The sequence below is a fragment of the Methylobacterium komagatae genome, from assembly GCF_042661665.1.
Taxonomy (GTDB): Bacteria; Pseudomonadota; Alphaproteobacteria; order Rhizobiales; family Beijerinckiaceae; genus Methylobacterium; species Methylobacterium komagatae.
In genome coordinates this window covers 3928378-3952404 of the sequence record NZ_JBHSWN010000001.1, presented here as the reverse complement: position 1 = coordinate 3952404, position 24027 = coordinate 3928378, and the positions used below count along the sequence as shown (strand labels likewise).

The following is a 24027-nucleotide window of genomic DNA, read 5'->3' as shown; positions in this document are numbered from 1 at the left end:
CGGGAACATCGAGGGGCGATCCGGCGATGGAGGCGCAGCCTCTCCGGAAGATCATCCATATCGACATGGACGCGTTCTACGCCTCCGTGGAGCAGCGCGACGACCCGTCGTTGCGCGGCAAGCCGCTCGCGGTGGGCGGCACGCGGGAGCGGGGCGTGGTGATGGCCGCGAGCTACGAGGCGCGGCCCTTCGGCGTGCGCTCGGCCATGCCGGGGGCGACCGCGCGGCGGCTCTGCCCGGACCTCCTCTTCGTGAAGCCGCGCTTCGAGGTCTACCGGCAGGTCTCGGAGGAGATCCGCGCCGTCTTCGCCCGGCATACCGAGATCATCGAGCCGGTCGCCCTGGACGAGGCCTATCTCGACGTCACCGAGAACCTTCTGGGGCTGCCCACTGCGACGGCGGTGGCGAAGGCGATCCGCGCCGAGATCCTGGAGCGCACCGGCCTCGTGGCCTCGGCGGGGGTGTCCTACAACAAGTTCCTGGCCAAGGTCGCCTCGGACCACCGCAAGCCGAACGCCCTGTTCGTCATCACCCCGGCCATGGGCCCGGATTTCGTGGCAGACCTGCCGATCGGGCGCTTCCACGGCGTCGGGCCGGTGACTGAGGCCAAGATGAAGCGACTCGGTATCGAGACCGGTGCCGACCTGCGCGCCTGGAGCCTGGAGCGGCTGAAGGAGACCTTCGGCTCATCCGGCAGCTACTACCATGCCGTCGCGAGGGGCATCGACGAGCGGCCGGTGCGGGCCCACCGCATCCGCAAGTCGATCGGCGCCGAGACCACCTTCTCCGACGATACCGCCGCCTACGAGGTGCTGGCCGAGCGGTTGGCGCCGATGGTGGACAAAGTCTGGCGTGGCGCCGAAGCGAAGGACATGCGCGGACGCACCGTGACGCTGAAGCTCAAATTCTCGGATTTCTCCCTCGTGACCCGTGCCCGCTCCCTGTCGGCCCCGGTCCCCGACCGGGACAGCCTGGAACGGATCGGCCTCGACCTGCTCAAGGGGCTACTGCCCCTGCGCCGCAGCGCCCGGCTGATCGGCGTCTCGCTCTCCGGCTTCTCGCAGGGTGACGAGGAGGAGGCTCCGGCTCAGCTTGGCCTCGGCCTGTAGAGCGAGGGGAGGCCGTGCCTCCCCCACCCCTTACTTGTTCTTGCGCGGCCGGTGGTTCGGATCGACGCCGCCTTCCGGCGTCGTCTCGTTCTCGACATCGCCCTCGAAGGTCGAATCGGCTTCCAACTCTTCCGGGTCCGCCCCGGCCATGCCCTTCGAAGTGCCGATCCCGGGATTGCCCTTGAGGTCGGCGTCTGTCGGTGTGGTGGTCTTCGGGTGCTTGTCGGACATGTCGCCTCCTGATGAACAGGGGCAACTCCGATTCACGCAACGCGTCCCGGCCCTGCGGCTCTTAGTCGTCGAGCTGAAATCGGCCATCCCGATCCGGCCGATGCCGAGGGCCTCCATCCGCCCCCAAGCGGCGGCGACGGAGCCGCCTGCCGACGAGGGCACGTCGATGCCCGCCACGGCATCCTCCACCACCAGCACCTCGAACCCGGCTTCCTGCGCATCGAGCGCGCTCCATAGGACGCAGAAATCCGTCGCGAGGCCGCACAGGACGACCCGGCGGATACTTCGCTCGTGGAGGGCCCCGGCGAGCCCGGTGCGGGTCGTCCGGTCCGCCTCGAGGAAGGCGGAATAGCTGTCGAGGCCGGGGTTGAGGCCCTTGCGCACGATCAGGCCCGCGCGGCTCGTCTCGAGCCCCGGCGCGAAGGCGGCGCCCGCGCTCCCCTGCACGCAATGCTCCGGCCACAGGACCTGCTCGCCGTAGCCGAGCGTCACCGTCTGAAACGGCTCCCGGCTGGGATGGCTCGTCGCGAACGAGACATGCCCCGGCGGATGCCAATCCTGGGTCAGCGCGATGTGCCGGAATCGCTGTTGCAACGCGTTGACCGGCCGGACGACGGCATCGCCGTCCGGCACGGGGAGCGCCCCGCCGGGGAGGAAGTCGACCTGCACATCGATGACGAGGAGCAGGTCGGCGGGGCCGGGCGTCACGGGGCGGGCCTTACGGCACCATCACCGTCGAGCCGGTGGTCTCGCGGCCCGCAAGGTCGCGATGCACCTCTTGCGCCTCGGCCAGCGGCCGCACGGCGTTCACGGCGATCTTCACCGCGCCGGAGCGGACGGCGCCGAAGAGGTTGGCGGCGGCCTCCTCCAGCACCGGGCGCTGGCTCGCGAAGGTCGCAAGCGTCGGCCGGGTGACGAAGAGCGAGCCCTTGGCCGCAAGCAGGCCGAGATCGAGCCCGCTGATCGCCCCGGAGGCCGAGCCGAAGCTCGCGAGCAGGCCGGTGGGGGCGAGGCTGTCCAGCGAGCCCATCAGGGTCGCTTGGCCGACGCCGTCATAGACGACCGGCACGCCCTTGCCGTTGGTCAGTTCGCGCACGCGCTTGGCCACGTCCTCGCTGCGGTAGAGGATGACGTGATCGCAGCCATTCGCCTTGGCGAGTTCGGCCTTCTCCTCGCTGCCCGCGGTGCCGATCACCGTGGCGCCGAGGTGCTTGGCCCATTGGCAGGCGATGAGGCCGACGCCGCCCGCCGCCGCGTGCCAGAGGATCGTGTCGCCGGGCTTCACCCGGTAGGTCCGGTGCAGCAGGTACTCGGCGGTGAGACCCTTGAGCATCATCGCGGCGGCGGTCTGCGCGTCGATGCCGTCCGGCATCGGCACGGCGGCGGCAGCGGCGATCACCGGCTCCTCGGCGTAGCAGCCATCCGCCACCGAGCCGTAGGCGACCCGGTCGCCGACCTTGAACTGCGCGACGCCCTCGCCCACGGCGGTCACGGTGCCCGCGCCCTCCTTGCCGGGGGTGAAGGGGAGCTGCGCGGCCTTGTAGGCGCCGGTGCGGAAGTAGATGTCGATGAAGTTGACGCCGATCGCCTCCTGGCGAACCCGGATCTGGCCGGGGCCCGGCTCGGCCAGCGGCACGTCCTCGAGCTTCATCACCTCGGGGCCGCCGTACTCGTAGACCCGGATCGCCTTCGGCATCGTTCTCTCCCGTCCTGTCACACCCCGCCCCGCAGCGAGATAGACTCGCAGGGACGGGAAGCAATCCGAAAATGGGGATCCCAAAGGGCCGAGCCCTTTGGCGGGTGCAGGGCGGAGCCCTGCGAGCCCCAGGGGCCTTGCCCCTGGACCCCACCAAAGGACTTGTCCTTTGGAAACCCCGTTACAGGCCCAGCATCAGCGACAGGTTCTGGACCGCCGCGCCGGAAGCGCCCTTGCCGAGGTTGTCGAGGCGGGCGACCAGCACCGCCTGTCCGTGCTCGGCCGAGCCGAAGACGCGCAGTTCCAGCCGGTCGGTGTCGTTGAGATCCTCCGGCTCGATCTTCTCGCGGTGAGAGCCATCGGCACCCGGTACCACCTGTACCAGGGGCTGGCCCCGGTACCATTCGACGAGGGCGGCCTCCAGATCGGTCGCCTTCGGGCGGCCGGGCAGGGTGTCGAGGTGCAGCGGGATGCTCACCAGCATGCCCTGCCGGAAGTTGCCCACGGAGGGCACGAAGATCGGCCGGTGGGTGAGCCCGCTATAGAGCTGCAATTCCGGCAGGTGCTTGTGCGCGAAGCCGAGGCCGTAGAGTTGGAAGGGCGGGGCGCGGCCCGCCTCGAAATCCTCGATCATCCCCTTGCCGCCGCCGCTGTAGCCGCTGACGGCGTTGACGCTGACGGCATGGTCGGACGGGATCAGCCCCGCCTCGACCAGAGGCCGCAGGAGGGCGATGCCGCCGGTCGGGTAGCAGCCGGGATTGGCGACGCGCTTGGCCTGCGCCACGGCCTCCGCCTGCCCCGGCGCCATTTCCGGGAAGCCGTAGGTCCAGCCGGGGGCGATCCGGTGGGCGGTGCTGGCGTCGAGGATCTTCGGTCCGCCACCGGCCAGGCCGTCAGCGAGGGCCACGGTCTCCTTGGCAGCCGCATCCGGCAGGCACAGGACCACGAGATCCACCTGCGCGAGGAGATCGCGCTTGGCGGCCGGATCCTTGCGGTGCTCCGGCGCGATGCTCACGAGGCGCACGCGGCCCTCGCGCTCCAGGCGCTCGCGGATGCCGAGGCCGGTGGTGCCCGCCTCGCCATCGATGAACACGCTCGGCCGTGCCGTCTCGTCTACGCTCGCCATTATCGCCTCGCATGCCGGACCCTCGATCCGGCCTGTCGCCGCGCAGGTGGGGGTAGGGCGTGGCCCCTGTCAACGCCCCCGCCATCCACAGGCGGCCGATCGGTCGCGGGAACACCCGGGGTGCCTCCGCTTTGACGGCGCAATCGCATGCGCACGTGAAGGAGATGAGACGATGGCCGGAACCGCCAAGAAGACCGACCCCAAGCTCTGGGAGAAGGTGAAGAAGGAGGTCACGAAATCCGACAAGGGTGGCAAGCCGGGACAATGGTCGGCGCGCAAGGCGCAGATGGCGAGCGCCGAATACAAGAAGGAAGGCGGCGGCTACGCGGGCAAGAAATCCAAGGACAACCACCTCCAGCAATGGACCGACGAGGAGTGGGACACGAAGTCGGGCAAGGAGAGCGGCAAGACCGGCGAGCGCTACCTGCCCAAGAAGGCCCGCGAGAAGCTCTCCGACAAGGAATACGCCGAATCGACCGCCAAGAAGCGGGCCGACACCAAGAAGGGCAAGCAGTTCTCGAAGCAGCCGAAGGCGGCCGCCGAGAAGTCGGCCAAGGCGCGCAAGGAGAGCAAGGCCGACAAGGGCCCGACCAAGGCCGAGCTGATGAAGAAGGCCAAGGCTCAGGACATTTCCGGCCGGTCCAAGATGTCGAAGGCCGAACTGGAGCGGGCGGTCCACGCCTGAGCCAAGACACGAGAAAGGGCGGCGCCTCGCGGCACCGCCCTTCCCTTCCGAACAATGAAGCCGGAACTTAGCGCTTCGAGAACTGGAAGCTGCGGCGAGCCTTGGCGCGGCCGTACTTCTTACGCTCGACGACGCGGGCGTCGCGGGTGAGGAAGCCTTCGCGCTTCAGCGGGGCACGCAGCTCCGGCTCGTAGTAGGTCAGGGCCTTGGACAGGCCGTGGCGCACGGCGCCCGCCTGACCGGAGAGGCCACCGCCCGCCACCGTGACGGTGATGTCGTACTGGTCGACGCGGCCGGCGATCTCCAGCGGCTGGCGCAGGATCATGCGCAGCACCGGACGGGCGAAGTAGGTCTCCACCGGGCGCTTGTTGACGACGACCTTGCCGGTGCCGGGCTTGATCCAGACGCGGGCAACCGCGTCCTTGCGCTTGCCGGTGGCGTAGGCCCGGCCCTGGGCGTCCAGCTTCTGGACGTGGACGGGGGCTTCGTTGGCCGGATCGACCGCGCCGGTGTTGGCCCGGTTCAGGTCTGCGAGGGACTGAAGGGTCGCCATGATCACGCGCTCACGTTCTTGCGGTTGAGGGCGCCGACGTCGAACGTCTGCGGCTGCTGGGCCTCATGCGGATGCTCGGCGCCCTTGTAGACGCGCAGGTTGCCGAGGATCTGGCGGAAGAGCGGGCCACGGGGGAGCATGCGCTCGACGGCCTTCTCCACGACGCGCTCCGGGAAGCGACCTTCGAGGATGAACTTGGCCGTGCGCTCCTTGATGCCGCCCGGGTAGCCGGTGTGGTAGAAGTAGCTCTTCTGGTTGTACTTGCGGCCGGTGAACTTCACCTTCTCCGCATTGATAACGATCACGTTGTCGCCGCAGTCGACGTGAGGCGTGTAGGCGGCCTTGTGCTTGCCGCGCAGGCGCATCGCCACGATCGAGGCGAGGCGGCCGACCACAAGGCCTTCCGCGTCGATCACGATCCACTTCTTGTCGACCTCGGCGGGCTTCAGCGAGGTGGTCTTCATAGCCTAATCCCGTCAGGTGCCGGAAAAGCAAGCCGCCGCGTGCGGACACGCGGCGGCGATGGCGGCTCAATAGCCGCGCCGGCCCGGCGGGTCAACCACAATCCGCGTGACGAAACGCCAAAAACGCGTGTTCCGAGAGCAGGTTCGCTGTTGCGGTATCAGGATACCGTGCCGCTATGAGCGTGGGGTCCGGCGGTCGGCGATGGTGAGCTTCTGCACCCCGCCCTTGGCGAGGACGGGCTTGCGCGCACTGAGGATGCGGGAATTCACCCCCGTCCAGCCGATCTCGCCGGAGAGGCGGCCGTACTCGATCTTTGGGCAGCGGTTCATGACGACGGTGACGCCTCGCGCCTCGGCACGAACCGCGGCTTCGTCGTCGCGCACGCCGAGCTGCATCCAGATCACCCGAGGCAGGGGATCGAGGGCCAGCGCCTCATCCACCAGCGGCCCGGCGGCGGCGGAATTGCGGAAGATCTCGACCATGTCGATCGGCGCTCCGCCGAGGCTCTCCTGAACCTCCGCGAGGGAGGCCGCCACCTTGCGGCCGAGCAGGTCCTGCCCGGCGAGGCCGGGATTGACCGGCGTGACCGCGTAGCCCCGGTCGAGGAGGTATTTCAGCACGATCCAGCTCGGCCGGGCGGGGTTCGCCGAGGCCCCGACCAGCGCGATGGTCTTGGTGGAATCGAGGATCGCGCGGATGGCCGAATCGGCGTAGCGCGCGTGCCGCGCGGCGACGTCCTGCGGGTCGGGGTTCATCGCCGGGCTGCTCATGGGTGCTTGTGGATCGGATCGATCCAATGGACGGTCTCGGGCCGCTCGACCGGCTCGACATCGGGAATGTTGACCACCACCGCCTCGTTGTCCGAGCGCACCAGCACGCAGTGCAGGGGCTCGTCGGTGGAGGCGTTGATCTCCTGGTGGGGCACGTAAGGGGGCACGAAGATGAAGTCGCCTGGCCCGGCTTCGGCGACGTATTCGAGCTTATCGCCCCAACGCATCCGGGCGCGGCCGGAGACGACGTAGATCACGCTCTCCAGCGCGCCGTGGTGGTGAACGCCGGTCTTGGCGTCGGGCTGGATCGCGACGGTGCCCGCCCAGATCTTCTGCGCGCCGACCCGGGCGGCGTTGATCGCTGCCTGCCGGTACATGCCCGGTGTCTGGGCGGTGTTGTCGTCGAGCTTGTCGCCGGGGATCACCCGCACACCGTCGTGCTTCCAGCGTTCCGCGAGGGGCGCGTGATGGGGTGCATGATCGTGCGCGTGGTCGTGATCCTGCCCCATGCCGCCCTCCCGAACGCCTGTGTTCGGACGTGGCTACGCCCTCCCCCGCCGCGGCGTCAACGCGCGACGGGGGGCGTTCAGGGGCCTCACGCCTCGCGCACGCCCGGCTTGGCGTTCGTGTCGAAGGTGAAGGCGACGCCCGCCTGCTCAAGGGCGCGGCGCACGGCCATCACCGTGTCGTGCCGCGGACGGACGGGGGAGTTCGCATCCTCCAGACGCACGATGGTCGAGATCGAGACCCCGGCCATCTTGGCGAGTTCCTCCTTCGACAGGCCGACCATGCCCCGGGCGGCACGGACCTGCGCGGCGGTGAGCGCGCGATCCGAAAAATCGGGCTCGACCGGATCGGGCGTCAGCACGCCCTGCTGGCCGTAGCGGCTCTGGCCGGGCACGTTGAGGCAGATGCCGACCCATTCGCGGACGGAGCCGTCCTTGTTCAGCACCGGCGCGGCGCGGGAGTTGAACCAGCGGTAGATGCCGTCCGCGCAGAGGATCCGGTACTCGGTGTTGTAGGCCGAGGCGTGCTGCACGGCGGTGGTCCAGGCCGCCAGGGTGCGGGCGCGATCCTCCGGGTGGACGGCATCCACCCATTGCGTGCCCCGGGTTTGGGCATAGCTCTGCCCGGTCAGGTTCATCCACTGGGCGCACTCGTTCAGTTCGCCCTGATGGTTCGTGGTCCAGAAGGCCGCCGCCGTGACCGTGACGAGGGCGTTGAGCCGGTCGTGACGCTGCAGCACGGCCTGCATCGCATCGTGACGCGCGGTCACGTCGAAGATCACGCCCATGCCGTAGGTCGGGCGGCCGTCGGTTCCGAGGGCGACTTCGCCCCGGTGTTGGATCCAGCGCTGCGTCCGATCCGGACGGACGATGCGGAACTCGCGGTTGATCGGCTGCCCGGCATTCAGCACGGCGAACTGGTCACCATGGACCCCCCGGTCGTCCGGATGGATCATGTCGAGCACGAAGCCGACGGGCAGTTCCGCCGCCGGCTCCAGGCCCAGGATCCGATAGAGGCCCGGCGTGGCGTCGAGGACGCCCGACCGCAGGTCGGCCGACCAGAACCCGACCTCGCCCGTATCCTCGATGATCTTCAGGAAATTGCGCGACGAGAAGAAGCGTGAGGCCCCTCCCCTCGGGGGGCGGGCTCCGCCTGAACGCGCATGAGGGAACGGGTTGGCATGGTCGTTGGGCCTGTCGCGGCGATGATGACAGCTCGCCCGCCGTACCGGCGGGAATGACGGGTGCCAAAGACTGATCTTGCGTCAGGGCGTTCCTCCAAAGAGCCCTTTTGCCGATCATATCGTGTCCCCGTTTCCGGGGTTGGCCTCTTCTAGATGAATGAACGGGCAAAATGCGCAAGGACATCCGGGACACATCGCGGTGACTTCTTGTCGCATTAATGAGTTGTTTGTAGTGTAGCACGTTGTCATCCGATGAAGATATTTCCGGTAATTCTGAATTGGCTCATGCTATTAGTTCAATATATCAAAGCATAATTTGATTATGCTTGCGATATTGATTTAGGTAAGCATGCTAGTCATCCATGTCGCATGGAATAATGCAGAATAAAATGAGATGGGTAAAAATAGTGCATGACAACATCGATCGTGAGATGGACTATTTTAGAGCGATTACAGACTGACACGCCGTCGGTAGATCCACATTCAAATTGACATCGTGAATGAAATGGCCTCGCACGCTTCCTGGAAAAGCCTCGCATTCTGCCAAACTAGGGAAAGTCTCTGAACCTTTCCGTGATAACGGCGCTTGCTATGATCGGTGAGGTCGCAATTCTTCGACTGATCGCAAAAAAGAGCATGGCCGAATGCTGGGCTCAGTTCCTTGCGAAAGTCGCGCATATTCAAAGTTGCACGAAGTAAAAATTATCGTGAGCAGCGTGGGTTGGCGCTCGTCCGGAAGATTGTGAATGGTTTTATTCTAGCTGAGTCGATTTCGAGTTAATCTGTTTCTTTTCGGGTGTGAAGGGCGGCATTTCCCTTCGGAGCGCCCTGGAGAGAGGCCGGTTGCCCTCAGGTGCCGCGCACCCACGGCGCCGCGACGAGGGCCTTGGCGAGATAATCGATCAGGGCGGTGATTCGCGCCGGGCGGGGCTCGCCGGGCGGCGAGACCAGATGCAGCGCGATCGGCGGCGGCGACCAGTCCGGCAGGACACGCTCCAGGCGGCCTGCGGCCAGATCCTCGTGAATCATGAAATCCGGCTGCAACGCGAGGCCGAGGCCAGCCCGCAGGGCCGGGGCCAGAGCCTCGGCATTGTTGGCGCGCATCGGGCCCCCCGGAGCCACGCTCGCCTCCCGCCCGTCCGCGTGGTGGAAGCGCCAGCGGTCCGGGGTGGGCAGGTAGGCGTAGCCGAGGCAGGCATGGCGCACGAGATCGTCCGGATGGACGGGCCGCCCGTGCCGTTCGAGATAACCGGGCGTCGCCACCAGCGAGCGGTGGATCGGGCAGAGGCGCCGCGCCTTCAGGGAGGAATCCGGCAGCGCAGCGATTCGCAGGCCGAGATCGAACCCGCCGCCCACGAGGTCGACCACCGAATCGGCGAGGTGGAGTTCCACCGACACCGCCGGGTGGCGCGCCAGAAAGTCCGGCAGGAGCGGAGCCACGTGCATCACGCCGAAGGTCATCGGCGCGGCCAGCCGCACCAGCCCCTGCGGCAGCGCCGTGGCGGCGGTGGCCCGCGCCTCGGCGGCCTCGCCTTCGGCCAGGATCCGCGCCGCGTCGTCCCTGGCCGCGAGCCCCGCCTCGGTCAACGCCAGCCGCCGGGAGGTCCGGTTGAACAGCCGGGCGCCGATCCGCGTCTCCAACCGCCCCACCGCCTTCGACACCGTGCCCTTCGACAGCCCGAGATCCGCGGCGGCTCCGCCAAAGGAGCCAGTCTCGACCACCTTGGCGAAGACGGCCCAGGCTTCGAAGTCGGGCAGGCGCATTGGTCAAGTCCGGAAACGATGAGTTTCCATCGTTTCTATTTTCTCACCTCATGACAAGGTCCAGATTGCCTCCATCGAAAGCGGTTCGCCGCCAGCTCACGGAGACGATGCCATGTCCCAGACCGGCCTCCATCACGTCACCGCCTTTTCCGGCCCGATCGCGCGCAACCTCGACTTCCACAGCCGTGTCCTCGGTCTGCGCCTCGTGAAGAAGACGGTGAACTTCGACGATCCGGGCACCTACCACCTCTATTACGGCGACGAGGCGGGCCATCCCGGCTCGATCCTGACCTTCTTCCCGATCCCGCACGCGGCCCCCGGCCGGGTCGGCATCGGCGAGACGCAGGAGACCGCCTTCCGCGTGCCCCGCGCTTCCCTCGGCTGGTGGACCCACCGCCTCGTGGAGAAGGGCGTGCGCCATGAGGCGCTGGTGCAGGTCTTCGGTGAGCCGACCCTGCGCTTCCGCGATCCGGACGGGATGATGCTCGCCCTGGTTGGCGTGGACGATGCCGAAGCCGCCCCCGGCTGGACCGGTGGCGAGGTCCCCGCCGAACACGCGATCCGCGGCCTGCACGGTGTGACGCTCCTGCTCGCGGAGGCCGAGGGCACGGCGGCGATCCTGGCCGGCGTGCTCGGCTTCCGGGAGGCGGGCCGGGAGGGCTCACTGACCCGCTACTCGGGCGATGCGGTCTCCGGCCGTCACGTTACCCTGAGGGCGGTGGGCTCCTTCCTGCCGGGCCGTCAGGGGGCTGGTTCGGTGCATCACATCGCCTTCCGAGCCGCCGACGACGCGGCGCAGGAGGCCATGGCGGCGGCGCTCCGCGAGCGTCACGGCCTCGGCGTCACCGAGCAGCGGGACCGGCAATATTTCCGCTCGGTCTACTTCCGCGAGCCCGGCGGGGTGCTGTTCGAGATCGCCACCGACTCGCCCGGCTTCGCCGTGGATGAGCCGGAGGCCACCCTCGGCCAGGCGCTGAAGCTGCCGCCGGGCCTCGAGCGCCACCGCGCCGAGATCGAGGCCGTGCTCCCGGCCGTCGCTTGATCCACCCCGATCCGCCCCGCCTCCCCGGCGGGGCGGATCCTTCCCCAGGGCGCAACGCCAGGGAGATCGTCATGTCCAGCCAAGCCCTCGCCTTTACCCATAAGTTCGAGCCCGGCGCCGCCGACCTGTCCCCGCTCCTGCTGCTGCACGGGACCGGCGGAGATGAATCCGACCTCCTGCCCCTTGGGCGGGCCGTCGCCCCCGGCGCCGCCCTGCTCTCCCCCGCGGGCAGGTGAGCGAGAACGGCGCGCCGCGCTTCTTCCGCCGTCTCACGGAGGGCGTGTTCGACGAGGCCGACCTGCGCCGCCGCACGGAAAACCTCGCCGATTTCGTCGCCGCCGCGCAGGGTCGCTACGGCCTTCCCGCACCTGTGGCCCTCGGCTTCTCGAACGGTGCCAACATCGCCGCCGCGATGCTGATGCAGCGGCCTGAGACCCTCGCCGGTGCGGTGCTGATCCGCCCAATGGTGCCCTTCGCCGTGCCGCCCCAGGCCGATCTCGGCGGACGGCCGGTCCTGATCCTCTCGGGGGCGATGGATCCCATCGTACCCGTCGAGAATGCCCGGCGGCTCGCCGCCCGGCTCACGGCGGCGGGTGCCGCCGTGGAGCACCGCGTCCTACCGGCCGGGCACGGCCTCTCCCAGGCCGAGATCGGCCTCGCCGCCGACTGGATCCGCACCCTTCCCCGCCCGGCCCTCGCCTGACGGCCCCTCACCCCCGACGTTAAGGCTCACGACCATGGCCACCTCCTTCGCCCCCACCGCCTCTTCCGCCAACTCGGCCGCCGGGGGCTTCTGCCCGCCGCCGGGCGGGTCATGATGAGCGCGATCTTCCTTCTGAGCGGGGTCGGCAAGCTCGCCGCCCCGGCCGCGACGCTCGCCATGATCAAGGCAGCGGGTTTGCCCCTGCCGGAGGTGTCCTACGCCGCCGCCGCCTTCGTCGAGGTCGCGGGCGGGCTCCTGCTCGTCGCGGGCTACCGGACGCGCATCGTCGCCCTGGTCCTCGCGGCCTTCTCCCTCGCCACGGCGGTGACCTTCCACACCGCCTTTGCGGACCAGAACCAGATGATCCACTTCCTGAAGAACGTCGCCATGGCCGGCGGCTTGCTTCAGATTGCCGCTTTCGGCGCCGGATCGCTCAGCCTCGATGCCCGCCGGGGCCGGGTCTGATCCCGCCTCGCCCTTCTTCCCTCGTGCAGGAGCCGACCATGCCCTTCACCACCACGCAGGACGGGACCGAGATCTTCTTCAAGGATTGGGGCCCGAAGGACGCGCAGCCTATCGTGTTCCACCACGGCTGGCCGCTCTCGTCGGACGATTGGGACGCGCAGATGCTGTTCTTCGTCCAGCACGGCTACCGGGTGGTCGCCCATGACCGGCGCGGCCACGGCCGTTCGGCCCAGGTCTCAACGGGCCACGACATGGATCATTACGCTGCCGACGCGGCGGCGGTGGCGCGGCATCTCGATCTGCGCAACGCCGTCCATATCGGCCATTCGACCGGCGGCGGCGAGGTGGCGCGCTACGTCGCCCGGCACGGCGAGCCCGAGGGCCGCGTCGCCAAGGCGGTCCTCGTGAGCGCCATCCCCCCGCTGATGCTCAAGACCGAGGCCAACCCGGAAGGCTTGCCGATCGAGGTGTTCGACGGCTTCCGCGCGGCGCTCGCGGGCAACCGCGCCCAGTTCTTCCTCGATGTCCCGACCGGCCCGTTCTACGGGCTCAACCGCGACGGCGCGACTCCTCAGCCGGGCGTGATCCAGAACTGGTGGCGCCAGGGCATGATGGGCAGCGCGCTCGCCCATTACGAGGGGATCAAGGCCTTCTCCGAGACCGACCAGACCGGCGACCTGAAGGCCATCGGCGTGCCGGTCCTGGTACTGCACGGTGAGGACGACCAGATCGTCCCCATCGCGGATGCGGCGCTCAAGGCGATCACCCATCTGCGCCACGGCACGCTGAAGACCTATCCCGGCTACAGCCACGGCATGCTCACCGTGAATGCCGACGTGCTGAACGCCGACCTCCTGGCCTTCGTGCGGGCTCGACGCTCCCTCAGGCGAGGTGGCGTCCCTCGAGGGCTCCAAACTGGAGGTAGTGCAGGAGCGGATCGATATGCGCCGCCGCCACGTCCGAGTTGGCGGCCAAGTAGGCGCTGGTGTCGAAGGCGGCGGACGGGTCGCGGCCCTCCTTCCATCCGAACTGGTCGTAATGGGTGAGCGGGTTCATCCCCGCCGCCGCCACGTCCGGATTGTGGGCGAGGTAATAGGCCGAATCGAAGAATGCGTCGGCCTTCCGGCCCTCCTGCCAGCCATTCGACTGATAATGCTGGAAGGCAAAGGCGAAACTATCGCCCCCGCTCGCCAGCGCCGCCTTGGCGACATCGGGATTGGCGAGAAGGTAATACTCGCTGTCGAAGGAGCCGTGGGTGAAGTCGGACGGCTTGCCAATGGCCGCATAGGTCGCCCGGCCCTCGACCTGGCCGTACTTCAGATAATGAAGCAGCGGATCCATCCCGGCGGCCTTCACGTCGGGATTGTGGGCCACGTATTGCTCGTTGTCGAAAGCGGCGGAGGGGTCGCGGCCCTCCTTCCAACCATACTGGTCGTAATGATCGAGCGGATTCATCCCGGTCTTCGCCACATCCGGGTTGGCGGCGAGATAGCCGTTGGTCGAGAAGAAGGCATCCGGGTTGCGGCCCTCCTTCCAGCCCGAACTGGCGTAATGGGCCGCCGGATCTATTCCGCTCGCGGCGACGTCCGGATTCGCGGCGAGATAGTATTGCGCATCGACCAGGCCGGTCGACACGGCTGCCTTGGTGCTCACGGTCGTCGGTGCCGGCGCCGATGTCGTGTTCGTCGCGCTGGTCGTCGGCGTGAGGGCGGCGCCGTACAGGTATTGAATGCCGTGGATGTCCGACGCGGTCAGGTCCTTGTTGTTGGCCGTCAGGACCGCGTTCATGATCGCGGGCGATGCATTGTAATGGTCGAGGCCGAGGACGTGGCCGATCTCGTGCACGGCGACCGGGAACAGGTTCACGCCCTGGTCCGACACGACCTGGCTGCCCGAGACATGCCAGTTCTCGCCCTTGTCGAAGGTGACGGAGCCGCTCGCGGCAGAGTTCAGGCCCCCTTCCCGATGTAGTACGACGATCCGCCCTCGCCCAGGATCTTGCCGAGCCCGTCCATCGCGGACAGCGAGAAGACGATCGTCGCGGAGGCGGTCGTGCTGGTCTGCGCGAACTGGATGTTGGCGTAGTTCGACCAGTCGTTGAACGCCGCGTTCAGCACAGGAGCGAAGAAAGCCGGGACCGTGGAATCGAGGCTCCAGGTCAACTTGCCGCCCGCCGTTCCTGCCGTCGTGCTGGCGCCGTACTTCCATCCGAGCAGAGCGTAATCGGCCATGACTCTTTCCCAGGCCCAATCGGGTGGGGACGCCCCCGTATCGGGCCTAGGCGACGAGTCTTTACAAATTCTGATGTTATATCTTGCCTGTTTACTCAACCAGTGGATGAGTTGGGGGCAACGACCCGGCGACACTCTTCCCGCCAAGTTCTCCGTTAGCCCCGACGTGTTCGTGGCGTCGCGAGAAGGTGGTTTCGGGACCGTCCGCTCCGGGGCGAGCGATGGCAGACGCGGACGACATCACACACGCCGGCTCGATAGCGAGTCTTAAGACTTCGTTAGGGTCTGGTCGGAAAGCCCGGCGGGGTCGTGCGAAAAGATCCAACGATTTCTAATGATGGCTGATAAGGCTTCAGGGTCAGCGAGCTTTTTAGCCGACATGCCGGATGTCCGCGGAGAGATCTTAATTCTGCATCTCACCGGCGGGACTCCACCTTCTTTATAACAGGTAATTAGATATTTGGTGAAACGATGCTTCCCAATGGTGGCGTCGCATGGGCCGTACCTGCCGCCACGCAAGGATAGCAGATTATGCGGCTGGTCGTCGGCACACTCGTAGTCTTCGCCTGCGTCTTCGGCAGCTACTCGCAGATGGGTGGCCACCTGGAGGTCCTTTGGCAGCCTTATGAATTCGTGATCATCCTCGGCGCGGCGATCGGGGCCTTCATCATCGGCAACGTCGGGCCGGTGCTCAAGGCGACGCCCGGCATGCTGCTCACGCTGGTGAAGGGCCCCAAATACACGCAGCAAAGCTATGTCGAATTGCTCGGCATGCAGTTCTCGCTGTTCAAGCTCGTGAAACAGAAGGGCCTGATGGCCCTCGAGCCTCACATCGAAAATCCGAGCGAGTCGACGCTGTTCAACGCCTTTCCGACCTTCGCCGCGAATCATCACGCGGTCGAGTTCGTGTGCGATTACATGCGGATGGTGACGCTGGGGGTCAACAACGTCTACGAGATCGAAGTCCTCATGGATGAGGAACTGGAGACGCACCATCAGGAGCAGGAGCGTCTCGTGTCGGCCATGCAGGCGCTGGCCGACGGAACGCCGGCGCTCGGCATCGTCGCCGCCGTGCTCGGCGTGATCAAGACGATGGGCGCGATCAAGGAGCCGCCGGAGGTGCTGGGGCATCTGATCGGCGGTGCGCTCGTCGGCACCTTCTTCGGCGTCTTCATCGCCTACGGCTTCTTCGGCCCGATGGCACAGTCGCTCAAGAGTCTCTTCGCGGCCGAATCCAAGTACTATCTCTCGCTCAAGGCAGGTCTGCTCGCCCATATCAGCGGCCAGCCGCCGGTGATGTCGATCGAATTCGCCCGCAAGTCGCTGATGAGCGAAGTCCGCCCGACCTTCAACGAGGTCGAAGAAGCCACGGCCGCGCTGCCCGCCTGAGGCGCGTCTGGACGAGGCGAAGGGCGTTCCGTCGCGAGACGACGCGCTACCCAAACAATCACGCGAGCCGCCGGCCTGATTCCGTCAGGCCGGCGGCTTTTGATCCGGCCCAATTTTCAGCAGGGATTCGATGGCTACGATCATCGTCAAGAAGGTCAAGAAGGGGCACCACGGCCACCACGGTGGCGCCTGGAAGATCGCCTATGCGGACTTCGTGACCGCCATGATGGCGTTCTTCCTGCTGATGTGGCTGATCAGCATGACGACGCAGGAACAGAAGATCGGTCTGGCGGAGTACTTCGCGCCGTCGACCTTGAGCCGTCGCAGAGTGGCGCAGGTGGCATGCTGGCGGGCAAGTCCCTGGACAAGTCGGGCAACAAGCCGTCCACGCCCAGCGACGCGGAGACCGGCTCCGCCGATCGGGGCGACAGCGCGCGCGCGTCGAGCCAGGGCCGCACCAGCAACTTCGACGTCAGCCGCCCGGATGCCAGCGTGCAGGCGAACTACAGCGCCATGGCCAGTCTCCGGCAGGCGCTTCAGACGCTGCCGGACATCAACGAGCCTGTCGCACAACATCCTCATCGAGCCGACCAAGGACGGCGTGAACGTGTCCCTCGTGGACGAGAACGGCCGGTCCATGTTCCGCGACGGCTCCGTCCAACCCTACGAGCACACCCGCCGCGTGCTGCAGGCGATCGCGCCCACCCTGCGGCAGTTGCCCAACCGCCTGACGATCACCGGCCACACGTCCACCACGCGCCCGGGCGCGGCGCCCGCCGCCGAACCCTGGACCCTCACCGCCGGGCGTGCGCTCGCCGTGCGCGAGATCCTGGCGGGCGCCGGGGTTCGCAACGACAACTTCTCGTCGGTGGCGGGACGCGCCGATACCGAGCCGGTTTTTCCCGACGATCCCTACATAGCGTCGAACCGGCGGGTGACGATCACGCTGCTCAATTCGAGCCCGCCCGCGCCCCCGAACCTGCTTCGCTGAGAGGAGGAGGCCGAACGCCAGGGTGAAAGGCGTTCGGCCATGGGAGGGATCGGCCGCCTCCGGCGCCCGTCCCGCTCAACACGCGGTGACGTTCACCGCCAAGCCGCCGCGGGACGTCTCCTTGTACTTGTCCTGCATGTCGTGGCCGGTCTGGCGCATGGTCTCGATGACCTGATCGAGGCTCACGGAATGCACCCCGTCGCCGTGAAGGGCGAGGGAGGCGGCGGCGACCGCCTTGTTGGCGCCGAAGGCGTTGCGCTCGATGCAGGGGATCTGCACTAGCCCGCCGATCGGGTCGCAAGTCATGCCGAGATGGTGCTCCATCGCGATCTCGGCGGCGTTGGCGACCTGTGGCGCCTGTCCGCCGAGAATCGCCGCGAGGCCCGCCGCCGCCATGGCCGAGGCCGAGCCGACCTCCCCCTGGCAGCCGACTTCGGCACCGGAGATCGAGGCGCTGCGCTTGATCAGCCCGCCGATGGCGGCGGCGGTGAGGAGGTAATCGCGCCCCCTCGCCTCGCTGCAGCCGGGGCAGAAATGCACGATGTAGCGTAGCACCGCCGGGACGATGCCCGCCGCCCCGTTGGTCGGCGCGGTGACGATGCGCCCGCCCGCCGCGCCGTTCTCCTCGTTCACCGCCAGGGCGTAGAGGCTGATCCAGTCCATGATCTCGTGGGCCGGGCGGCTGTTGGAGAGCCGGTTCGCGTCGAGGGTCGCCAGCGTCGCCTCGCCCTCCTCTTCCACGAAGCCGCCGCCGATGGAGAAGCAGACCACCTCGTCGCGCTGCGTGTCGGCCGCGTCGAAGGCGCGGAACCGCATGCCGTTGGTATGGCGCGGCAGTATCTCGGTGAGATTGAAGATCAGGTCCCGGGCGCAATCGAAGCGAATGCCGGGCAGGCCGAGTTCGCCCGTCTCGGCCAGGGCCGCCACATACTCGGCCGCCCGGTCGGGATCGACGGTGGCGGGCTCGTGGCCGAGAAGACCGAGGAAGATCGCGAGGTCGGTGCCATGGCCGCGGCCCGTCCAGGCGAGGGAGCCGAAGATCTCGGCGGTGATGCGCACGGTGCCGGGGAGCCTGGAGATGCGCTCACGGAAGCGGCAGGCCGCCACCATCGGGCCGATCGTGTGCGAACTCGATGGCCCGATACCGATCTTGAACAGATCGAAGGCACTAATCATGGCGTGGCGGCTTTCCCCGCCGGACCCACCCCGAAGGCGGCTTTCTGCGACAGACCGTACATATAGGTCGAGGAGGAACGCCAGCACTCGACACGGGAATGCACCCGGCCAGCTCTGCCAACCCGGCAACCCGTGGTGGAGTGGCCCCGCCATCATGGCTCGGACGCCACGCGAGGGGGCTTGCCGCTCGACGCTGCATCCCGGATGCACCATCTGGACGGCGCGTGACGCCGGGGCGAGTCGTCCCTGGCCGTGAAGCGATGAAGGGCCGCCGATGACCGCGCTCGATATGGACCATCTGCGCAGCTGATCGGCCGCACCCGCGAGGTCCGCGACCTCGTCACGCCCCGTCTCGTGAACGAGTTCCGCGCCACCTTCAGCGGTGCCCTGGCCCCCGTGCCGGACACGGAAGCGCCCCTGGCGCTGCACTGGTGCCTCGCGCCGGAAACCCCCGCCGCCGATTCGCTCGGTCCGGACGGTCACGCGGCCAAAGGCGGCTTTCTCCCTCCGGTCCCTCTCCCCCGGCGCATGTGGGCGGGCGGCGAGATCGAGACCCTGGCGCCGCTGCGGATCGGTGACGAGGTCGTGCGGCGCGAGACCGTTTCGGATGTCGTCGCCAAGGAGGGGCGCACGGGCTCCCTCTGCTTCGTCACCGTCCGGCACGAGTACGAGACGCCACGCGGCCTCGCCATCCGCGAGCGGCAGGACATCGTCTATCGCGAGGCCGCGCAGCCCGGCGGGCCGATGGAGGCGCCCCAACCGTCGCCCCAGCCATCGCCCATCACCAGCGAGCCCGACCGCGTTCGCGAGGTCGAGGCGACGACGACCCTGCTGTTCCGCTATTCGGCGATGACCTTCAACGGTCACCGCTTCCACTACGACTTTCCCTACGCGACCGAGGTCGAGGGCTATCCGGGTCTGGTCGTCCACGGGCCGATCCAGGCGAGCCTGCTGTTCAACCTCGCCGCCGAGACCCTGGCCGCGGTTCCCCGCAGGATCCGCTATCGCGGCGTGTCTCCGATGATCGCTGGGCAGACCTTCCGGGTCGCCGGAAGGCGGGACGGAGACGCCTTCGCCGGGGTCACCCTCGACGCGCGGGGGGAGCCTGCATGGTCGCGAATGCCGAGCGCTGATCTCCGTTACGGGCCCACGCGAAGGGGCCGCGATCGGCGTGATCGCGGCCCCTTTCTTCCGTCTTGAGGGCGGGAGGCCCGCCTGTCAGGCGGGGCTCGCCAGGGCGGCCGGATGGGTCGCCCGGCGGTAGATGAGGAGCGTCGCGACGAGGCCGCAGGCGCCGCCGAAGGCCATCCAGAGGCCGGGGGCGGCGCGGTTGCCGGTCGCCTCGATCAGCCATGTGGAGACCAGCGGGGTGAAGCCGCCGAGCAGCGCGGTGGCCAGCGAGTAGGCCAGGGAGAAGCCCGCCGTGCGCACGCTCGCCGGGACCACCTCGGTCAGGGCTACGACCATCGCGCCGTTGTAGCTGCCGTAGAGGAAGGAGAGCCACAGGAGGGCGATCAGCATGTTGCCGAAGCTCGCATGGCCGACGAGCCAGACCAGCACCGGATAGGCGGTGAGCAGGGTCAGGGTCGAGAAGACGAGCAGGATCGGCTTGCGCCCGACCCGGTCGGACAGGGCGCCCATCACCGGCAGCCAGAACAGGTTGGACAGCGCGGTGCAGAAGGTGACCAGCAGGCTGTCGGTGTCGGACAGCTTGAGCACGGTCTTGCCGAAGGTCGGGGTGTAGACGGTGATCGTGTAGAAGGAGATCGTGGTCATGCCGACGAGCAGCATGCCGAGCAGGACGATCTGCCAGTTGCGGGCGAGCGAGCCGAACACCTCGTTCATCGAGGGGCGATGCTTGCGCTTCAGGAACTCCTCGGTCTCCTCCAGCGAGCGCCGGATGTAGAACAGGAACGGCACGATCGCGCAGCCGATGAAGAACGGGATGCGCCAGCCCCACTCGTTCATGTCGGCGGGCGTGAGGGCGTGGTTGAGGACGAAGCCGATCACGGCGGCGAACATCACGGCGACCTGCTGGCTGCCGGACTGCCAGGACACGTAGAAACCCTTCCTGCCGGGCGTCGCCATCTCGGCGAGGTAGACCGACACGCCGCCGAGCTCGACGCCCGCCGAGAAGCCCTGCAACAGCCGTCCGATCAGGACGAGGAAAGGCGCCAACAGGCCGATCGTGCCGTAGCCGGGGACGAAGGCGATCAGGATCGTGCCGGTGGCCATGATGCCGAGCGTCACGATGAGGCCCTGACGGCGGCCGATGCTGTCGACATAGGCGCCCAGGAAGATGGCGCCGAGCGGGCGCATCAGGAAGCCCGCGCCGAAGGTCATGAAGGTCAGCATCAGCGAGGCGAACTCGTTGCCGACCGGGAAGAATGTCTTGGAAATGTAGGTGGCGTAGAAACCGAACAGGAAGAAGTCGAACATCTCCAGGAAGTTGCCGCTGGTCACACGCAGGACCGTGGCGACTTTGGGCTCGACGGGTGAGCCTGTGTCATTGCTGCCTCCCTCGGGCGCAGGGGCGGTGGTGACCGCATGAGGGAAGCGTCGGTGCGACTCCGGGCTGGCCGCCCGTGGCTGGCCGCAGCCGTGAACCGATCCTCCCTTGTATTCGCGCCGACTTCGCGGCGCTTGAGACGTCTTTACGCCCGTTTACCTGTCATGAACCTGTCGCGGATTCAGCGGCCCTCCATCGCCCGGCGCCAGCGCTTGAGCATCCGTGCCCGGCGGATCTGATCGAGATTGGCGAGCAGTTCCGGCCCGACTGAGACCGGCCGCAGGGCCGGGGCGGTGGCGACCGGATCGTCGGCCCGGCGGGCATCGGCCCGGGCCGGTGTCAGCGAGCGCGAGGCCAAGTGCGACTGCCCCTCGTGGGAGAGCATGTAATCGAGGAACAGCCGCGCGGCGGCGGGATGGCGCGCATCCTTCGCGATGAAGGCGATCCGCGAGACGAGGAGCGTGTAGTCGCTCGGCAGAACCACACCGATCACCGGATCCTGCTTGGCCCGTTCCAGGGCGTAGGCCCCGAACACGCCGTAGGCGAGAAGGGTCTCGCCGTCCTTGATCCGGTCGAGCATCGTCTCGGTGCGCGTGTAGAGCTTCACCCCCGCCTGTCCCAGGGCGGCGACCAGGTCCCAGGTGCGGGGCGTGAGTTCGGCATCCTGCGCGAGGACGAGCGACCCGACGCCGCTCCGTTCGGGATCGTAGGCCGAGACCTTGCCCTTCCACTCCTCCGGATGCTCCGTCAGCATGCGGATCAGGTCGGCGCGGCTCGACGGGACGTTCTCCGGGGGCAGGAGCGTCCTGTTGTAGGCGATGGCGATCGGCTCCGCCGTCACGCCGAAGGCCTCGTTGCGCCAGACGGCCCAGGCGGGGAGCGCGGCCGCCTCGGGCGAGGCGTAGCGGGCGGCGTAGCCGTCGTTCACCAGCTTGATCTGGAGATCCATGGCCGAACTCCAGACGATGTCGGCCGTGCCCGCCCCGGCGGCGGCTTCCTCCAGGAAGCTGTCGTAGAGGGTGGAGGAGTTCATCTTGGTGTAGGACACCGCCACGCCGGGATGCGCCCTGCGGAAGCCTTCGAGGAGACCGGCGACCTCGACCTCGTCGGTCGTGGCGCGCACGATTACCTCGGTCTCGCCCTTGCCCGGCTCGGAGTTTGGTTGCGGCTCGACCTGCGCTGGAGCCTGGCGGAGCCCGAGGAGCAGGGACAGGCCCAGGACGAGGAAGCCGAAAGCAGGGCGCGACCGCAACAAAGTCCCTCCTTTGTCCCCACGACGGGTCCGCGCCCGTGATGGGAGGCGCCGGAGGGAAATGCTAGACCCGATCCGCCGCTCCGGCCAAACCGAACCCCAGCGGGAGGAGCATGCGCGTTCTGGTCGTCGAGGACGATCCGGCCCTGGCCCGTGGCTTGTGCGCCGCCCTCCGGCAGGGCGGGTACGCCGTCGATCACGAGGCGGACGGCGCGGAGGCGGTGCAACTCGCCCTGAGCGAGCCCTACAGCCTCGTCGTGCTGGATCTCGGCCTGCCGGGGCTGCCGGGTTTCGAGGTGCTGAAGGCCGTGCGGGCGGCCGGATCGACCGTGCCGGTAATGGTGCTGACGGCGCGGGATTCGGTGAGCGACCGGGTCCGCGGCCTCGACCTCGGGGCGGACGATTACCTGCCCAAGCCCTTGATCTCGCCGAGTTCGAGGCGCGTGTGCGCGCCCTCGTCCGGCGCGGGCAGGCCGTGCCGAACCCGATCCTGCGCTGCGGCAACCTGGAACTCGACCGGACCTCGGGCATCGTCACCCTCGGTGGCGAGCCGGTCGCCCTCAGGCGGCGGGAACTCGCCGTCCTGACCATCCTGATGACCCGGGCGGGCAAGCCCGTGCCGAAGGAGCGGCTGAGCGCGGAGGTCTTCGGCTTCGATGAGGCGGTGGCGCCGAACGCCCTCGAACTCTACGTCGCCCGCTTGCGCAAGAAGCTGCAGCCGGATGGCCCCGAGATCCGCACGATCCGCGGCCTCGGCTACCTGCTGATGCCGGTGTGAGCACGGCGCGCATCCCCTCGCTCCGGCGGCGCCTGCTCGTGCGCATGCTGCTGCCGGTGCTGGCACTGGCGCTGCTCCTCGGCTTCGCGGGGGCGCTGGTCATCGGCAACGTCGTGGAGACGACCCATGACCGCCTGCTCGACGGCTCGGTCCTGGCCATCGCCGAGCGGCTGACGGTGGAGGATGGCGAGGTCTCGGTCGATCTGCCCCGCGTCGCCCTCGGCATGCTGGAAAGCCAAGCGCAGGACAGGATCTATTACAGCGTCACCTATCTCGGGGCGCTGGTGACCGGCTACCGCGATCTGCCCCTGGCCGATGTCGACCGCCTCACGCCCGGCGTCACGGCCCATCGCGACGGGATCGTCCGGGGGGCGAGCGTGCGGATCGCCGCCCAGGCGCGGCGGATCTACGGAAAGCCGAGCCCGGTCCTCGTCCAGGTGGCCGAGACCCGCGAGGCCCGCCAGACCCTGGAACGGCGCTTGCTCGCCGGGCTCGCCTTCGCCGAACTCGGGCTGCTCGGGCTGATCGGGACGCTGTCGTGGTACAGCATCGACAGCGGCCTGAGGCCGCTCACCCGGCTGAGCGACGAGATCGGCCGCCGGGCCGTGCCGGGCGCGATCAACCTCCAGCCGCTGGACGTCGCCGGGGTCCCGCGCGAGGCAATGGCCCCGGTCCTCGCCCTGAACACCCTGCTGCGCCGCCTCGAGCACTCGATCGAGGGGGAGCGCACCTTCACCGCCGATGCCTCGCACCAGCTGCGGACGCCGCTCGCCGTGCTGAGGATGCATGTCGAACTCCTGCGCCGGGCCGCGCCGGGGGATCCGGCCCAGGCCGCGACCATCGATGAGATCGAGGGGGCCGCCCGGCGGCTGGAACGCCTGCTCGCGCAGCTCATCGCCCTCGCCCGCGCCGACGAGGGCGCCGGGACCGGGCCGGTCGCGACCACCGACCTGAACGAGGTCGCCGCCCGTGTGGTGACGGAGCAGGTCGCCCCCGCCCTGGCGCGCGGAACCGAGATCGTGCTCGACCGGCCCGACGGCGCGGTGCCGGTGCTGGGCGACCCGTTCATCGCCGGCGAGATCCTGTCGAACCTCGTGGACAACGCGATCCGTTACAACCGTCCCGGCGGAACGACGACGGTTCGCGTCGCGCGGACGGAAAGCGGCGCCCGCCTCGAAGTCGAGGACGAGGGGCCCGGCATCCCCGCCGGAGAGCGCGAGAAGGTCTTCGAGCGCTTCTACCGCGTCGTATCCCGGGGCGGGCCGGAGGGCAGCGGCCTCGGCCTCGCCATCGTGCGGGCGCTGGCCGACCGGATCGGCGGCGCCGTCACCCTCAGGGCCCGCCCGGAGGGGCCGGGACTGGTGGCGCGGGTCGATTTCCGCGTCCCGCCATCGGTGTAGCC

At 68.2% G+C, this 24027-nt stretch carries 21 protein-coding genes and 4 pseudogenes; 11 read left to right on the top strand and 14 right to left on the bottom strand.

The annotated features are described in order from the left end of the window. The first annotated feature begins 26 nt into the window (after positions 1-26). Positions 27-1109 (top strand): DNA polymerase IV, encoded by a 1083-nt coding sequence (dinB, locus tag ACFQE0_RS19665; protein WP_378972663.1) that lies wholly within the window; start codon positions 27-29, stop codon positions 1107-1109. Between the two features lie 312 nt (positions 1110-1421). Here dinB and ACFQE0_RS19660 read toward each other — a convergent pair. The 3 genes and pseudogenes from ACFQE0_RS19660 to argC all read right to left on the bottom strand — a co-directional run. Further along, a pseudogene (locus tag ACFQE0_RS19660) lies at positions 1422-2048 on the bottom strand (nicotinamidase); the annotation flags it as partial. 10 nt (positions 2049-2058) lie between these two features. After that, positions 2059-3036: a quinone oxidoreductase family protein gene (locus ACFQE0_RS19655; protein WP_378972660.1), complete on the bottom strand. Its 978-nt coding sequence runs from the start codon at positions 3034-3036 to the stop codon at positions 2059-2061. 181 nt (positions 3037-3217) lie between these two features. Further along, the gene (argC, locus tag ACFQE0_RS19650) at positions 3218-4162 is read right to left on the bottom strand and encodes an N-acetyl-gamma-glutamyl-phosphate reductase (protein ID WP_378972658.1); all 945 of its coding nucleotides are present in this window, start codon (positions 4160-4162) and stop codon (positions 3218-3220) included. A gap of 172 nt (positions 4163-4334) precedes the next feature. Between argC and ACFQE0_RS19645 the strand changes: the two genes are divergently transcribed. Continuing rightward, positions 4335-4847, top strand: coding sequence for a hypothetical protein (locus ACFQE0_RS19645; RefSeq protein WP_378972655.1), 513 nt, complete (start codon positions 4335-4337; stop codon positions 4845-4847). 67 nt (positions 4848-4914) lie between these two features. Here the strand turns inward: ACFQE0_RS19645 and rpsI are convergent, their stop codons facing one another. The 6 genes from rpsI to ACFQE0_RS19615 form a co-directional block, all read right to left on the bottom strand. Beyond that, complete coding sequence (gene rpsI, locus ACFQE0_RS19640) at positions 4915-5400, bottom strand: 30S ribosomal protein S9 (protein WP_378972653.1); 486 nt, start codon at positions 5398-5400, stop codon at positions 4915-4917. Positions 5401-5402: 2 nt separating this feature from the next. Next, positions 5403-5864 carry a 50S ribosomal protein L13 gene (gene rplM, locus ACFQE0_RS19635; protein WP_238202209.1) on the bottom strand — a complete coding sequence of 154 codons (462 nt, stop codon included), beginning with the start codon at positions 5862-5864 and terminating at the stop codon, positions 5403-5405. 174 nt (positions 5865-6038) lie between these two features. After that, positions 6039-6635: a CoA-binding protein gene (locus ACFQE0_RS19630; RefSeq protein ID WP_378972651.1), complete on the bottom strand. Its 597-nt coding sequence runs from the start codon at positions 6633-6635 to the stop codon at positions 6039-6041. Beyond that, complete coding sequence (locus tag ACFQE0_RS19625) at positions 6632-7144, bottom strand: cupin domain-containing protein (RefSeq protein WP_378972649.1); 513 nt, start codon at positions 7142-7144, stop codon at positions 6632-6634. Before ACFQE0_RS19625 ends, ACFQE0_RS19630 begins: the two co-directional genes overlap by 4 nt. Positions 7145-7230: 86 nt before the next feature. After that, positions 7231-8190 (bottom strand): PAS domain-containing protein, encoded by a 960-nt coding sequence (locus tag ACFQE0_RS19620; protein WP_378975589.1) that lies wholly within the window; start codon positions 8188-8190, stop codon positions 7231-7233. A 984-nt stretch (positions 8191-9174) separates the two neighbouring features. Continuing rightward, a complete protein-coding gene (locus ACFQE0_RS19615) occupies positions 9175-10089 on the bottom strand; it encodes a LysR family transcriptional regulator (protein WP_378972646.1) in 915 nt (304 codons plus the stop codon). A 112-nt stretch (positions 10090-10201) separates the two neighbouring features. Here ACFQE0_RS19615 and ACFQE0_RS19610 point away from each other — a divergent pair, with 112 nt between their 5' ends. From ACFQE0_RS19610 to ACFQE0_RS19595, 4 genes and pseudogenes are all read left to right on the top strand, one after another. Continuing rightward, the gene (locus tag ACFQE0_RS19610) at positions 10202-11131 is read left to right on the top strand and encodes a ring-cleaving dioxygenase (RefSeq protein WP_378972644.1); all 930 of its coding nucleotides are present in this window, start codon (positions 10202-10204) and stop codon (positions 11129-11131) included. A gap of 71 nt (positions 11132-11202) precedes the next feature. Further along, positions 11203-11834, top strand: a pseudogene (locus ACFQE0_RS19605) (alpha/beta hydrolase). A gap of 90 nt (positions 11835-11924) precedes the next feature. Further along, the gene (locus tag ACFQE0_RS19600; protein ID WP_378975587.1) at positions 11925-12299 is read left to right on the top strand and encodes a DoxX family protein; all 375 of its coding nucleotides are present in this window, start codon (positions 11925-11927) and stop codon (positions 12297-12299) included. Positions 12300-12337: 38 nt separating this feature from the next. After that, positions 12338-13168: pseudogene (locus tag ACFQE0_RS19595) on the top strand (alpha/beta fold hydrolase); the annotation flags it as partial. A gap of 13 nt (positions 13169-13181) precedes the next feature. Here the strand turns inward: ACFQE0_RS19595 and ACFQE0_RS19590 are convergent. Beyond that, entirely contained in the window at positions 13182-14252 is a 1071-nt protein-coding gene (locus ACFQE0_RS19590) for a matrixin family metalloprotease (RefSeq protein WP_378975585.1), read from the bottom strand. Continuing rightward, on the bottom strand, positions 14249-14530 hold the full coding sequence (locus ACFQE0_RS19585; protein ID WP_378975759.1) for a hypothetical protein: 282 nt from the start codon (positions 14528-14530) through the stop codon (positions 14249-14251). The genes ACFQE0_RS19590 and ACFQE0_RS19585 overlap by 4 nt, the downstream gene beginning before the upstream one ends. 531 nt (positions 14531-15061) lie before the next feature. Here ACFQE0_RS19585 and motA point away from each other — a divergent pair. Further along, the gene (motA, locus tag ACFQE0_RS19580) at positions 15062-15919 is read left to right on the top strand and encodes a flagellar motor stator protein MotA (protein ID WP_378972642.1); all 858 of its coding nucleotides are present in this window, start codon (positions 15062-15064) and stop codon (positions 15917-15919) included. A gap of 130 nt (positions 15920-16049) precedes the next feature. Further along, positions 16050-16910: a flagellar motor protein MotB gene (locus ACFQE0_RS19575; RefSeq protein ID WP_378972639.1), complete on the top strand. Its 861-nt coding sequence runs from the start codon at positions 16050-16052 to the stop codon at positions 16908-16910. 75 nt (positions 16911-16985) lie between these two features. On the opposite strand, the gene ACFQE0_RS19570 is transcribed toward ACFQE0_RS19575, so the two are convergent. After that, entirely contained in the window at positions 16986-18086 is a 1101-nt protein-coding gene (locus ACFQE0_RS19570) for an L-serine ammonia-lyase, iron-sulfur-dependent, subunit alpha (RefSeq protein WP_378972637.1), read from the bottom strand. 354 nt (positions 18087-18440) lie between these two features. On the opposite strand from ACFQE0_RS19570, the gene ACFQE0_RS19565 reads away from it, so the two are divergent. Then, on the top strand, positions 18441-19286 hold the full coding sequence (locus tag ACFQE0_RS19565; protein WP_378972635.1) for an HTD2 family dehydratase: 846 nt from the start codon (positions 18441-18443) through the stop codon (positions 19284-19286). A gap of 18 nt (positions 19287-19304) precedes the next feature. Here ACFQE0_RS19565 and tcuC read toward each other — a convergent pair whose 3' ends face one another. After that, positions 19305-20525: an MFS transporter gene (gene tcuC, locus ACFQE0_RS19560; protein WP_378975583.1), complete on the bottom strand. Its 1221-nt coding sequence runs from the start codon at positions 20523-20525 to the stop codon at positions 19305-19307. 251 nt (positions 20526-20776) lie between these two features. Then, on the bottom strand, positions 20777-21847 hold the full coding sequence (locus ACFQE0_RS19555) for an ABC transporter substrate-binding protein (protein WP_378972633.1): 1071 nt from the start codon (positions 21845-21847) through the stop codon (positions 20777-20779). A 113-nt stretch (positions 21848-21960) separates the two neighbouring features. Here ACFQE0_RS19555 and ACFQE0_RS19550 point away from each other — a divergent pair. Further along, positions 21961-22625, top strand: a pseudogene (locus tag ACFQE0_RS19550) (response regulator). Continuing rightward, the gene (locus ACFQE0_RS19545) at positions 22622-24025 is read left to right on the top strand and encodes a sensor histidine kinase (RefSeq protein WP_378972631.1); all 1404 of its coding nucleotides are present in this window, start codon (positions 22622-22624) and stop codon (positions 24023-24025) included. Before ACFQE0_RS19550 ends, ACFQE0_RS19545 begins: the two are co-directional and overlap by 4 nt. Positions 24026-24027: the final 2 nt, after the last annotated feature.

Bases quoted from the DNA above. Each gene is read 5' to 3' on its own strand.
- rplM (WP_238202209.1), bottom strand. From the start codon at position 5,864: ATGAAGACCACCTCGCTGAAGCCCGCCGAGGTCGACAAGAAGTGGATC.
- ACFQE0_RS19610 (WP_378972644.1), top strand. From the start codon at position 10,202: ATGTCCCAGACCGGCCTCCATCACGTCACCGCCTTTTCCGGCCCGATC.
- ACFQE0_RS19615 (WP_378972646.1), bottom strand. From the start codon at position 10,089: ATGCGCCTGCCCGACTTCGAAGCCTGGGCCGTCTTCGCCAAGGTGGTC.
- tcuC (WP_378975583.1), bottom strand. From the start codon at position 20,525: ATGTTCGACTTCTTCCTGTTCGGTTTCTACGCCACCTACATTTCCAAG.
- argC (WP_378972658.1), bottom strand. From the start codon at position 4,162: ATGGCGAGCGTAGACGAGACGGCACGGCCGAGCGTGTTCATCGATGGC.
- ACFQE0_RS19645 (WP_378972655.1), top strand. From the start codon at position 4,335: ATGGCCGGAACCGCCAAGAAGACCGACCCCAAGCTCTGGGAGAAGGTG.
- rpsI (WP_378972653.1), bottom strand. From the start codon at position 5,400: ATGGCGACCCTTCAGTCCCTCGCAGACCTGAACCGGGCCAACACCGGC.
- dinB (WP_378972663.1), top strand. From the start codon at position 27: ATGGAGGCGCAGCCTCTCCGGAAGATCATCCATATCGACATGGACGCG.
- ACFQE0_RS19655 (WP_378972660.1), bottom strand. From the start codon at position 3,036: ATGCCGAAGGCGATCCGGGTCTACGAGTACGGCGGCCCCGAGGTGATG.
- ACFQE0_RS19625 (WP_378972649.1), bottom strand. From the start codon at position 7,144: ATGGGGCAGGATCACGACCACGCGCACGATCATGCACCCCATCACGCG.
- motA (WP_378972642.1), top strand. From the start codon at position 15,062: ATGCGGCTGGTCGTCGGCACACTCGTAGTCTTCGCCTGCGTCTTCGGC.
- ACFQE0_RS19630 (WP_378972651.1), bottom strand. From the start codon at position 6,635: ATGAGCAGCCCGGCGATGAACCCCGACCCGCAGGACGTCGCCGCGCGG.
- ACFQE0_RS19575 (WP_378972639.1), top strand. From the start codon at position 16,050: ATGGCTACGATCATCGTCAAGAAGGTCAAGAAGGGGCACCACGGCCAC.
- ACFQE0_RS19585 (WP_378975759.1), bottom strand. From the start codon at position 14,530: ATGGCCGATTACGCTCTGCTCGGATGGAAGTACGGCGCCAGCACGACG.
- ACFQE0_RS19570 (WP_378972637.1), bottom strand. From the start codon at position 18,086: ATGATTAGTGCCTTCGATCTGTTCAAGATCGGTATCGGGCCATCGAGT.